The organism is Phyllobacterium pellucidum (assembly GCF_013327855.1).
GTDB classification, from domain to species: domain Bacteria; phylum Pseudomonadota; class Alphaproteobacteria; order Rhizobiales; family Rhizobiaceae; genus Phyllobacterium; species Phyllobacterium pellucidum.
Map to the genome: position 1 here is coordinate 353079 of NZ_JABUMX010000002.1, position 11972 is coordinate 365050.

Annotated in this window: 9 protein-coding genes; 2 read left to right on the plus strand and 7 right to left on the minus strand. The window is 60.2% G+C overall.

What is annotated here, in order from left to right; translation table 11 throughout:
- Positions 1-3: 3 nt before the first annotated feature.
- On the minus strand, positions 4-264 hold the full coding sequence (locus HQ945_RS09740) for a hypothetical protein (RefSeq protein ID WP_162737173.1): 261 nt from the start codon (positions 262-264) through the stop codon (positions 4-6).
- A 116-nt stretch (positions 265-380) separates the two neighbouring features.
- Between HQ945_RS09740 and HQ945_RS09745 the strand changes: the two genes are divergently transcribed.
- Positions 381-5516 carry an apolipoprotein A-IV repeat region-like domain-containing protein gene (locus HQ945_RS09745; RefSeq protein WP_174208056.1) on the plus strand — a complete coding sequence of 1712 codons (5136 nt, stop codon included), beginning with the start codon at positions 381-383 and terminating at the stop codon, positions 5514-5516.
- A 49-nt stretch (positions 5517-5565) separates the two neighbouring features.
- On the opposite strand, the gene HQ945_RS09750 is transcribed toward HQ945_RS09745, so the two are convergent.
- The 5 genes from HQ945_RS09750 to HQ945_RS09770 all read right to left on the minus strand — a co-directional run bounded on the left by HQ945_RS09750 (position 5566) and on the right by HQ945_RS09770 (position 9677).
- Positions 5566-5898, minus strand: coding sequence for a hypothetical protein (locus HQ945_RS09750; protein WP_155810877.1), 333 nt, complete (start codon positions 5896-5898; stop codon positions 5566-5568).
- A 55-nt stretch (positions 5899-5953) separates the two neighbouring features.
- Complete coding sequence (locus tag HQ945_RS09755; RefSeq protein ID WP_027231676.1) at positions 5954-6538, minus strand: ABC-type transport auxiliary lipoprotein family protein; 585 nt, start codon at positions 6536-6538, stop codon at positions 5954-5956.
- Positions 6539-6606: 68 nt separating this feature from the next.
- On the minus strand, positions 6607-7599 hold the full coding sequence (locus HQ945_RS09760) for an MlaD family protein (RefSeq protein WP_027231677.1): 993 nt from the start codon (positions 7597-7599) through the stop codon (positions 6607-6609).
- Between the two features lie 3 nt (positions 7600-7602).
- Positions 7603-8478, minus strand: coding sequence for an ABC transporter ATP-binding protein (locus HQ945_RS09765; protein WP_051614949.1), 876 nt, complete (start codon positions 8476-8478; stop codon positions 7603-7605).
- Between the two features lie 23 nt (positions 8479-8501).
- Positions 8502-9677: an ABC transporter permease gene (locus tag HQ945_RS09770; RefSeq protein ID WP_027231678.1), complete on the minus strand. Its 1176-nt coding sequence runs from the start codon at positions 9675-9677 to the stop codon at positions 8502-8504.
- Positions 9678-9743: 66 nt separating this feature from the next.
- Here HQ945_RS09770 and dgcA point away from each other — a divergent pair, with 66 nt between their 5' ends.
- Complete coding sequence (gene dgcA / locus HQ945_RS09775; RefSeq protein ID WP_113280604.1) at positions 9744-10727, plus strand: N-acetyl-D-Glu racemase DgcA; 984 nt, start codon at positions 9744-9746, stop codon at positions 10725-10727.
- Here dgcA and HQ945_RS09780 read toward each other — a convergent pair.
- Positions 10724-11926, minus strand: coding sequence for an MFS transporter (locus tag HQ945_RS09780; RefSeq protein WP_174208057.1), 1203 nt, complete (start codon positions 11924-11926; stop codon positions 10724-10726). The two genes, dgcA and HQ945_RS09780, sit on opposite strands and share 4 nt — an antisense overlap.
- Positions 11927-11972 lie beyond the last annotated feature (46 nt).

An 11972-nucleotide genomic window follows, 5' to 3' on the forward strand; every position in this document is an offset into this window, starting at 1 on the left:
GACTCAAAACACGTAGTTTGCCGATAAAGCATCCGGCAGCAGACTCTTTTCCGTGTATCCATAGTCAGCAATTTTCGTGCCAGAACGGGGCGCGCCGTTTTTAATTGGGACGAACGCTTGCAACGATAAATCAACCCCTGTTGCGCCTTCTTGAAGCCATCTAAACAAAGGCAGGGCACAGAGAGGCGGGCTGGCTTTGGCGATAGCACCTAAATTTTTACCGACGCCGCCTCCCGTTAACCTTGTGTTTAAACTTTTAAGCATTTGCCGAATCCGTTGTTTCTTTCCAATCCATGTGTCAGTACGATAAAGTAGCGGCGTAATGAGTATGGCGCGGGGGACTTCGCATGTGGTCAACCGCCCAATATTGTGAGGTAAACATGGCCACAGCCCCTAGAAGCAAAGCAGCCAAGACCGAAGACGAACTCGGCCAAGCTCTTGAAAAGGCGCTAGAAATCGATTTCGACGAATCGACGCTCGGCATGGATATGGATCTGTCGCCGATCGACGATGATCTTTTGTCCTTGAGCGACCTCGAAGCCCAGATTTCGCAGGCGGCGCAGGAATTGGCGGCTGAAAAGCACAATTTGACGCCGGATGCCGAACCTGTGCTGGTGGCTGAAACCAAACCTGCCCCTGCTCCCGTTGCCCCTGCCGCAAATGTTGCACCGCTTCCTGCACCAAAGCCGCAGATCAAGGCCGCGAACCCCATTCCCGCAGCGCCGCCGGCCCCGCCCAAGGCGCCTGCCGTGCCGTCGCAGACTTTCAAGCCGGCAAACGACGACCTGTTGCAAAAGGCAACAGCTGCCCGCGCCTCGACGCCCGCCGCACAGATGCCGCGCTCTTATGCGCTGCCAACCACAATCGTCAGCGTATTGTGGGCTGCAGGCGTGCTCGCCGTAGGCAATGCGTTCTTCCCGGGGCTGCGCTCGATCCGCTCATTGTCCGACTTTGCCGCTGCTCCATATGCAATCGGCCTTGCCGTCGCGATCATAGTGCCGATCATGCTGTTCTGGGCCTTTGCTCTCATGGTGCGCCGCGCGCAGGAAATGCAGTATGCAGCGCGCTCGATGGCAGAAGCCGCCATGCGCCTGTCAGAGCCGGAAATGCTCTCATCCGATCGCGTCGCGTCACTCGGTCAGGCTGTACGCCGCGAAGTTGCCGCGATGAGCGAAGGCGTCGAGCGCACCTTGGCACGCGCCGTCGAACTTGAGACGCTGGTCCAGACCGAGGTCAACCAGCTCGAACGCGTCTATACGGATAATGAATATCGCATCCGCACCCTCGTCGACCGTCTCGGCGGCGAACGCGAATCCGTTATTGGCCATGCCGAGCGCGTACGTGCCTCGATTTCGAGCGCGCACGAACAGCTCAAGGAAGAGTTGTCGCTCGCCGGCGACGCGCTGCGCGACAATATCGCCAATGCTTCGACAAACCTCACAATGTCGATCAGCCAGTCCGGCGAAGGCCTTATCGATCGGCTTACCCAGAGCGGCCAGGCGATCACCGAGTCCATCGTTTCACGCTCCGACGATATCTCGCACAAGATCAGCACATCCGGCGAAGCCTTTGCGAATCTTCTGGAAATGCGCATCGCTGCCCTTTCGGAGCAGACCGACGCGGTAAGCCTCAAGCTCGCCGACACCCTGGATGGGCGGACCAGCAGCATGTTGTCGCTGCTCGGCGACGCAACGCAGACGCTGGTCGGCGAATTCGACAATCGCCTTGCCGGTCTCGACGCGACCATCAACGAACGCGGCCGCTCGCTGTTGGCTGAGTTCGAAACCCGCGCCCAGTCGCTCGATACGAGCACCGAACGCCTCAATTCCGCGCTCGAGGCGCGTGCCCGCCAGATCAACGAACAGTTGATCGAGCGCACGCGCGACATCGCCAAGACCTTCACGGATGGGCGCGCCTCCATCGACGGCATCGTCGACGAAACCAAGGCGAAGATCGGCAACGACCTGTCGAGCCTTTCGGAATCGGTCGGCAGCCTGCTCTCGACCAATGCAAATGCCTTTGCGGACCGCCTCGCGGAAAATCGCGAAGCGCTCGCTGCCACGCTTTCGGGCGAAACCGAACGCGCAGCTTCGATCATCCGCGAACAGGCGGGCCAGATCGGCGACCACACGTCCAATCTACGTTCGATCCTCGAAACGAGCACCGCCGCCATCGGCCAGATCATCGACAGTCACGCTGGCTCCCTCGAAGAGCGCACCTCCGGCCTGCGCGCGGCCCTCGACGACAATGACGCCCGTATCGGCGCAACGCTCGAACAGCACGCCAAGGCGATCGAGGACCGCACGTCTGGCATGCATGCCGCCTTCTCGGATACGGATGCCAAGATCCGGGAGACCCTCGAAGAACACGCACGCACCATCGACCTGCGCAGTTCAACCATCGAGGCCGCGATCAACGCCAACGATTCCCGTATCGGCCAGACGCTCGACGCCCATGCCAAGATCATCGACGATCGCACATCCGGCATGCGCGCTGCCTTCGTCGACACGCATTCGAAGATCGCGCAGACCCTCGACCATCACGCCAAGAGCCTCGATGAGCGCAACCGGGAAATCCAGATCGCCCTATCGAGCAGCGATATCAAGCTCGGCGACACGCTGGCAGCGCATACCCAAGCGATCGATGCACGCAATGCCGAGATCCAGACCACCCTGCTCAATAGCGGTGCACGCATCGACGATACGCTCGGCGGCTTCATCGACTCTGTCGACGATCGCACCAATCGTATCGAATCTGCCCTCGTCAACAGCGATGCGCGGATCAGCGATGTGCTCAATACCCATGCGAGCGCGATCGAGGACCGCACGTCCGGTATCGAGCAGGCTCTGAGCCATAGCGACGAGCGCATCAACCGCACGCTTGCCTCCCACGCCTCGTCCCTCGATGCCCGCGCCGCGGACATCCAGGCCGCGCTGGACAGCACGCATTCGCGCATTGGCGATACGCTTGCCAATCATGCCAGCGATATCGAAGAGCGTACCGTCCGTATCCGTTCGGTGCTCGACGGCAGCAACAATGCCATCGGCAACACCCTCTCCTCGCACATCGCCTCGCTCGAAGAACGCGCATCGGATATCCGCTCGCTGCTCGACAGCAGCAACAATTCCATCGGCGATACGCTTGCCTCGCATATCGGCGCTCTCGAGGCGCGCACCTCCGATATCCGCTCGGTGCTCGACAACAGCAACAACGCAATCGGCAACACGCTCTCGTCGCATATCGGCGCCCTCGAGGCACGTACGGCCGATATCCGTTCCGTGCTCGACGGCAGCAACGGCCAGATCAACGAAACGCTTGCCTCGCATGTCGGCGCGCTTGAAGAGCGGGCGGCGGCGATCCGCGCGCTTCTCGCCGACAGCGACTCGCGCATCGGCGATACGTTGAATGCCCATGCAGGCATGCTCGATGACCGCATCGCCTCAATCCGGGCAGCCATGGAACAGGGCAATTCGCTGCTCGGCCAGACCCTGGACGACAAGGCGAGCACGATCAGTGACCGCACGGTTGCGCTGCAGGCTGTCTTGCAGGACAGCGCGGACGTTCTCGCCAAGGCCTTCGAAACGCACGGCGGAACCATCGACGAGCGCACCAACACCATGGAGAACGCACTTTCCATGGGTGTGGAGAACGTTCGCAAGTCGCTCGAACAGAGTGCCTCGGTCGTGGCACGCACGCTGCGTGACAAGATCACCGACGCCGCTGCATCGCTCACCGGCGAGGCCCAGAAGGCTGGAGAGGCTCTCGACGGTCATGGCGAGGCCTTCAGCCAGCGCATGAATGAGAGCCTTGCAGAAACCGAGCGTCGTCTTGGGGAGCGGGCCCGCGAAGCTGCGGCCAATCTCGAAGCTCTGGAAGCCCGCTTCTCGGCAGCAACGGATTCGACCGCATCGAAGCTCGCCGAAAGCACCCGCGAACTTAACGAGGTTCTCGCCGCCCGTTCGCAGGAGATCCTCGGCATCCTCGACAATACGGCTCAGCCGCTCGTCGACAGCCTTGCCGACAATGGCCGCACCCTTGCCTCGCAGCTTGTCGAAGCGACAACTGCGGCAACGGAACGCCTGCGCGTCGAGAATGCCGCGCTTATCAATGCGATCGCCAGCCGCACGGCCGAAACGATCACGGCGGTACAGGCCGCCAAGGCCGGCCTTACCGACGACGTAAGCAACCTCATCGACCGTCTCTCCGCTTCCAACGCGAAGCTTGGCGAACTCATCGACATGGCTACCAAGAACCTGGGCGATATCGACGGCCGCTTGCTCGACACGACCACGGCCTTTGCCGAAAACGCGACCAAGGCCGCCGAGTCCTTCCAGACGTCGACACGCCTTATCGACGGCAATCTCGGCAAGCTCTCGAACCTCTCGGAGTCGACGCTCACCGACATCGCCTCGATCGCCAAGCGCTTTGACGAACATGGCAAGATGCTGAACTCGGCTTCCGACTTGATCAATGCGTCGCAGTCAAACCTCGCCTCGACCTTCGACGAGCGCCAGGACGCATTGCAGAAGCTTGCCGCCGGCCTCATCTCCAAGTCGGAAAGCATCGAGAAGACCATGCGTTCGTTTGAAACGCTCGTCTCCTCGGCCTTCGACCGGGCCGAAGGCCGCGCCTCGCAGACCACCGAGCAAATCCGCAATTCGATTTCCGAAGTGGTGGAACAGGCATCGCAGAAGTTTGCGACCGCAACGGACGAAATCCGCCGCTCCTCCGCGGCAATCCGCGCGGAACTCGAAGAGACCCGCTCCGAACTGCAGCGCGGCGTCATGGATATGCCGGAAGAGGCAAAGCAATCGACCGCCCAGATGCGCAAGGCCGTTTCCGAACAGATCAACGCGCTCAAGGAACTCTCTGAAATCGTTCAGAAGTCGGGTCGCCTGACCGATGTTGGTGAAGGCCGCGCCGCACGCACGGCCACCGCCGGCCGGACAACGGCAACCGTCGCCCCGCAGCCGCAGCGCACGCCTCCGGCACCCGCGGCACAGCCGGCGCCTGCCCCTGCCGCACCGCCTCTGCGCGGCAGCCTCGACGCGCGCGCTGCTGCTCCCCGCCCTGCCGGCAATGGCTGGGTTTCGGATCTCCTTCGCCGCGCTTCGAGCGATGAAGGCCCGTCCGAGCCAAAGGCCAAGGCAACGGAGACGCGTTCCCCCGGCCAGGTTGTGGAATCGCTGAACTCGTTGTCCATCGATATTACGCGCGCCATCGACCACGAAGCGTCCGTGGAACTCTGGCAGCGTTACCGTGCTGGCGAGCGCAACGTCTTTACCCGCCGCCTCTATACGCTGAAGGGCCAGCAGACCTTTGACGAGATCAAGCGCAAGTATCAGGCCGACAGCGAGTTCCGCCGTGCCGTTGATCGTTACATGGATGATTTCGAGCGCCTGCTCGAAGATGTCAGCCGCAACGACCGCGACAATGTCACAACGCAGAATTACCTGACGTCCGATACCGGCAAGGTCTATACGATGCTGGCGCATGCGAGTAACCGCCTGCGCTAAGGTGGGGATAACGTGCAAGTGAAAAAACGCGGCTCTCGGGCCGCGTTTTTTATTGGAGCGTCCGATCTTTATTGTGCAATTTCTGCACTACTGAACCAAGCTTTTCGCGCAAGGCATCGGCGTCGCCCGAGAGCCTTCGGTTCGCATCGGAAAACCGCCCCACCCGCTCCCGCTCGCTATCGAGACTGTGCTGCAGGTCGGCAACCTTCCGTTCAAAGCCGGCAATCAGTTCGCGGCTTTCGGCGTGTATTTCGGTCTTGCCGGCGGTACGGCCCGCGAAGAACGAGCAGGTTATCGCCGTCGATCCCGCAACCGCCAGAAATACCATCTGCGTTACGGATAGATGCCTGACAATTTGCAGAAACGATTGCTGGCGATACATCGGCAATCCAACTTAAAAACAACTGCTGGGCAAATGCATTCGTAAGTTCGAAAAATTAAATGACCGACAGCGTCCATGAGACAACATCGGACGTCACATTATCAAAGGCGCGGTCGAGGGCAGAGATATAGGCATCGTTGCCCGGTCCGCTGACGGGCGAGGACGACCGGAAAACCCGTGATGCGCGCACAGTGCCATTCTTGTCGTTCAGGATTCTGATGGCGATTTCCACCACGGCATTGTTGCCGCGCTCGACATCGATATCGAAGGTGCGCACTTCGCTGAGCACCTGATAGTCGATAGCAAGTCCGTCGCCCGGGCGGCCGACGCCGCCTAGACGGTGCGTGCTTTCAAAAGCCTGGACAAAGCGCGACTGGACGATGCTCGGCAGCCGGTCTGCCCATTGCGCGCCCTTCAAATAGGAAATCGAATGCGGGCCTGAGCGCACGACGACATTCTCGCCATCAAGCGCTTTCAGCGCCGATGGCGCAGCGATGAGAATTTGCCTGCCTTGCTTGCGCGAGGCCGATACGGCAGGCGACGGGCTGGAGAGATCAAACGTGTCAAGTTTCTTGCTGCTGGCGCAGCCAGAAACGGACAAGGCAATAAGTAACGCGGGAACGGTCCTGAAACTCACCAATGCCCCCCAACGAAGCAAAACGAACTGTAAATATCTATTAACCTTCATGCTTTGCGAATCGACCAAAGTCAACGGCGTGTGCGTCCGTCATACTCAGGAACGCTGCCGCTACCGCCGAAAATGACCCGCTGCGGATTTTTCTCAAGATCGGTGATCGCGCGCTCGATGCGCTGCACCGACTGGCGGCTCTCATTGACGAGGGACTGAACGTCACGCAGGCCCTGACCCGAAAAGCGGTTGATATTGTCGGTGATCGGTCCAAGCCGGGCATTCAAATTATCGGCAACCGCGCGATATGACTTCATCGTCTCACGCGCCTCGCGGACCACGCTGCCGTCCTGATCGGACAATTGCGTGTCGAGCTTGGCAAGCACGCCATCGACGCGCGTCGAAGCAGTGTTGAGCTTGGCCATCATCTCGCGCGCTTCCTTGACGACCGCCTGCACATCCTCGGCGCTCTGGCTGAACTTGTCGATGACCTCGGAATTCTTGGCGAGCGCATCTGTGAACTTCTTGGTGTTGTTGACCGTGTCGACCAGCGGTCCCTTGACCTCGGTGATGAAGCTTTCGATCGAACTGACCGCCCCGTCTACGCGCTCGAGAATGGTTTGCGCCTTTTGCAGAAGGTTGTTGACCACGGAGGGGTCGGCGTCCATGCGGGCAATCTGCTCGTCCTTGGCCGCTTCCTCGAGGAGGTTCGGCTCGTTGAGCTTGCCGCCCTTGAGTTCGATGAAGGCCTGGCCGGTCAAGCCGGCAAAGCCGAGCGTCGCCTGCGTGGACCGTGTTATCGGCGTCGTCGCATTGACTTCCGTCTGCGCAATCACGGCGTCGGGATTATTGTCGTCGATCGAGAGCTTCTTGACCGTGCCGACCTTGATGCCGTTGAACAGCACCTGGCTGCCTTCGGAAAGACCTGTAACCGAGCCGAGAATACGGATTTCGAGGGTCGCTGTCTCGCTGCGATCGCCATAGCGCGCAATCCAGTATACGAACGCGAACGCAAGGGCGCAGATCACAAGCGTGAAAACACCGACCAGAACATAGTTGGCTTTCGTTTCCATGCGTTAGCTTACCTGACCCTTTTGCCCTTGCTCAGATACCGCCGCCGCTCGGACGCCTTCTGATCTGCGCTTTGTCTTGCCGTCATTGACGATCTGGCGCGCACGCTTGCCGCGGAAATATTCCTGAACCCACGGATCGTCAAACGCCAACATGTCTTCGATGGTTCCTTCGACAAGAACCTTCTTCTTTCCCAATACAGCGATTCGGTCGCACACCGCGAACAGGCTGTCGAGATCGTGGGTCACCATGTAGACGGTGAGACCCATCGTATCGCGCAGGTTGGCGATGAGTTCGTCGAAATCGGCAGCGCCGATGGGATCAAGGCCGGACGTCGGTTCGTCGAGGAAGACGATCTCGGGGTCGAGCGACAGCGCCCGCGCCAGCGCCGCGCGCTTGATCATGCCGCCGGAGAGTTCGGACGGAAATTTCTCGGCTGTATCGGGCTTCAACCCGACGAGTTCGATCTTGAGCCGCGCGAGTTCGTCCATCAGCCTTTCGGGAATATCGAGATATTCGCGCATGGGCACCTGGATGTTTTCAAGCACAGTCAAGGACGAGAACAACGCGCCATGCTGGAACAGGACGCCCATGCGCATGTCGACGCTGAGTTTCTCCTGATCATTCGCGCTGTCGATGTCGTGGCCGAAAATGCTGATCGTGCCCGATTGCTTCTGGTTGAGCCCCAGGATCGTGCGCATGAGCACGGACTTGCCCGTGCCGGACGCGCCGACGAAGCCGAGAATTTCGCCGCGATAGACATCGAGTGAGAGATTATCGAGCACTTTGGACCGACCAAAGGAAACGCTCACATCCTTGACCGACAGGATGATGTCTCGTTCTTCGGTGTTGCCGTTTTCCTGCTGCGCTGTCGGCGTCATTGGGTCTTCTTAAATCTCCGGCTTTAAAAATTGATCGATGCGTAGAATACGGCAAAAATGCCATCGACCACGATCACGACGAAAATGGATTTAACAACAGATGCGGTCACGCGCTGGCCAAGCGACTCGGCGCTGCCACCGACTTTCATGCCCTCGACCGAGGCCATGACGCCGATGATCATGGCCATGAACGGCGCCTTGATCAAGCCCGCAAGATAGCTCGAAATATCAATGGCATCGCGCAGACGCTGAATAAAGGCATCTGGCGGAATTCCCGAATAGGCCCAGGTAATGGTCATGGCGCCGGCAAGCGCGGCAAAATCAGCGATGATGGTCAAAAGCGGCAGCGAAATGACCAGCGCGACCAAGCGGGGAAATACCAGCACGCCGACCGGGTTGAGGCCGATGACCGTCAGCGCATCGGTCTCCTCGCGCATTTTCATCGAACCGATTTCGGCAGTGATCGCGCTGCCGGAGCGGCCGGCGATCATGATCGCGGTCAGAAGCACGCCGATCTCGCGCAAAACCAGGATGCCGACGAGATCGACGACGAAAATCTCCGCGCCGAAATAGCGGAGCTGGAATGCACCCTGCTGCGCGATGATCGCCCCGATGATCGTCGACATCAGCACGACCACCGGAATGGCCCCAATGCCCATGCTGTCGATCTGGTGCACGATCGCCGCCGGGCGAATGCTGCCCCGGCGACTGCCCTTCATTTGCGCGCCGCGAACGGTAGCGCCGAGTATGTGCATCGATTTGACGAAGTCGTCGCCAAACGCATACACGTTGCGTCCGATTGCGGCAAAGAAACGCACCGTGAGGGATACATGCTCGGGCGGCGGCGAATCATCAGGCGTGGTCGCAACTTCGCCGACGGCATCGAAGAGCGCGCCCCAGCTTTCCGATTGACCCTCGATCTTGACGTCCTTGCCGGCCTCCTGCAGCGTCGTACGCAGGCGCTCGATCAGCCACGTTCCTGCCGTATCGAGGAGCTCAATGCCGGAAAGGTCGATCACAAGCTTGGAAATGCTGGTATCGCGCTCGATTTCGCGCATGCGCTCGTCGACACGCCTGACATTGCGGGTTGTCCACGCACCCGATAGCGCAACAGTCGCGCCGTCGCCTTCCTTCTGGAATTCGACGTGGGGCGGCGCGGCGGTAGAAGCACTTGAATTGTTTGCTCTATCGGTCAACATCACACACACATATCGAGTCTCTCGACCGATGTCACTTGAACAATAGTTTCGGATAGGGCCCAAACAATGGCGCTGGAAATTTCGATTTCGGTTGAACGCTGGCCCATTGCCGGAACCTTCACGATCTCGCGTGGATCGAAGACCGAGGCAGCCGTGGTCATCTGCACATTGACCGACGGCCCATTCATTGGAAGAGGCGAATGCGTGCCCTATGCGCGCTATGGCGAGAGCCTCGAATCGGTGTGCGCCGAGATCGAAGCCCTGCGCGGCGCACTGATAAACGGCGCGACACGCGATGACCTGCCGGCCCTGCTCAAGGCCGGTGCCGCCCGCAACGCGGTCGATTGCGCATTGTGGGACCTCGAAGCCAAGCGCAGCGGAACCTCCGTTGTGGCCCTTGCCGGTCTCGCTCCTCTCCAGGAACTAACGACGGCGGTTACGGTGTCGTTCGGCGAAGCCGAAGCGATGGCAGCCTCGGCCAGGAATTTCGCCGACAGGCCCGTGATCAAGGTCAAAGTCGGGGGCGATAACGATGCGGCGCGCATTGCGGCGGTGGCGGCGGCAGCGCCGGCAAGCCGCATTATCCTCGACGCCAACGAGGGCTGGACCGATGCAAATATCATCGAAAACATGCTGGCGGCGGCGAAGGCCGGCGCCGTGCTGATCGAGCAACCGCTGCCCGCTGGAAAGGATGCGATCCTTTCCAGGATACCGCACCCTGTTCCGATCTGCGCCGATGAAAGTGCGCACGGCACCGACGATCTTCCGGCCCTGATCGGCCGTTATGACAGCATCAACATCAAGCTCGACAAGACCGGCGGCCTGACGGAAGCGCTGCACATGCAAAGAACCGCCCGCGCGCTTGGATTTGGCGTCATGGTCGGCTGCATGGTCGGAACCTCGCTCGCGATGGCTCCGGCGATGCTGGTCGCCCAGGACGCGGATTTTGTCGATCTGGACGGTCCGTTGATTCTCAAGGAGGATCGAGCGCCGGGCCTGGTGTTCGAGGGCAGCCGGGTTTTCCCGCCGAGCCGCGATCTCTGGGGCTAATTTTGCCTCTGTTCCAGCCGCAGCGACACGCCCGCAAGCACAAGACCGCAGGCGGCCAGCGCAACCATCACATAGAAGCCGTAAATTTCCGTCCTGGCATAGAGCGGCCCCGAAACCATCGTGGCGATGGCCAGCGAGGTTCCGATGAAGAATGTCGAAAGGCCTTGGGCGGTGCCGCCGCGTTCCTCGGGGATCGTCAGCGCAATCATCTTCTGCATGCCGAGAAATGAGAGCGCGAATGAGAAAGCGTGGAGGCTCTGGATGAGAAAGAAGCCCGCGACACCCAATCCCGAAGGGGCGACCAGCGGAAACGCGGCCCATCGAAAAATGGCAAAGGCCGAGCCGATCATCAGCACCCGCGCAGGGTGAAGCTTTCCGAACAAGCGTCGAAACATCGTGAACATGATCACTTCGGCAACAACCGAGATCGACCATAATGCGCCGATCACCGTTTCGTCAATTCCGATCGACTTCCAGTAGATCGCAGAGAAACTGTAGCCATAAGCATGGCTCGCCTGCGTGATACCGGTTGCGATCAAGAAGGTGACGAAGGCGGGACGCCGCAGCGCCCTGCCCGCATCGGCAATATCGACATCCGAAAGCGGCGAGAGCCGGCGCGGCTTGCCGATGCGCGGGACGACGAAGCTCATGGCGCATGCGGCAATGAGTGTGGCCAGCAGAGCCGAGGGGATGATCCACTCGCCGAAATACTGGATGAAGACGCCGCCGGCGAAGGAGGCAAGCAGAAAGGAAATCGATCCCCAAACCCGCATTTTCGCAAAATCCGCTCCATAACGGCGCACGCCGGAGAGCGCAATCGTATCGGCGAGCGGCACTTGCGATGTCCATGGCGGCGCCAGCATCAGCGATACGATCAATATGCCGGCAAAGCCGAAGGGAACGAAATAGAAGGCGGCGACGATGACCGCAATAACAGTTGCTGTCGTCAGGATATGCGCCCGGTCGTTGGACCGGTCGGCGAGCATTGAAACAAGCGGCGCGGCGATGACGCGCACGAAAAGCGGCATGGAAAGGACGATCGAAATCTCGGTCGGTGTCAGCGCCCGGTATTCGAGCCACAAGGGAAAATACGGCAGGTGCAGGCCGCTCGAGGCGAAGATGGCGAAATAAGCGAGAGCCACCCGCAGCTCGAAGCGAGGCGGCTTGTCGAGACCCGGATCCGCAGAGGCGGTGATCATTGCAGGACTTTCGGAAGAACGAAGACGGCTGGGGAGAATCGCAATC

What these genes read in the sequence shown, in the direction of transcription:
- HQ945_RS09740 (WP_162737173.1), bottom strand. Translation starts at nt 264, where the DNA reads ATGCTTAAAAGTTTAAACACAAGGTTAACGGGAGGCGGCGTCGGTAAA.
- HQ945_RS09745 (WP_174208056.1), top strand. Translation starts at nt 381, where the DNA reads ATGGCCACAGCCCCTAGAAGCAAAGCAGCCAAGACCGAAGACGAACTC.
- HQ945_RS09780 (WP_174208057.1), bottom strand. Translation starts at nt 11,926, where the DNA reads ATGATCACCGCCTCTGCGGATCCGGGTCTCGACAAGCCGCCTCGCTTC.
- HQ945_RS09765 (WP_051614949.1), bottom strand. Translation starts at nt 8,478, where the DNA reads ATGACGCCGACAGCGCAGCAGGAAAACGGCAACACCGAAGAACGAGAC.
- HQ945_RS09760 (WP_027231677.1), bottom strand. Translation starts at nt 7,599, where the DNA reads ATGGAAACGAAAGCCAACTATGTTCTGGTCGGTGTTTTCACGCTTGTG.
- HQ945_RS09750 (WP_155810877.1), bottom strand. Translation starts at nt 5,898, where the DNA reads ATGTATCGCCAGCAATCGTTTCTGCAAATTGTCAGGCATCTATCCGTA.
- HQ945_RS09770 (WP_027231678.1), bottom strand. Translation starts at nt 9,677, where the DNA reads ATGTTGACCGATAGAGCAAACAATTCAAGTGCTTCTACCGCCGCGCCG.
- dgcA (WP_113280604.1), top strand. Translation starts at nt 9,744, where the DNA reads ATGGCGCTGGAAATTTCGATTTCGGTTGAACGCTGGCCCATTGCCGGA.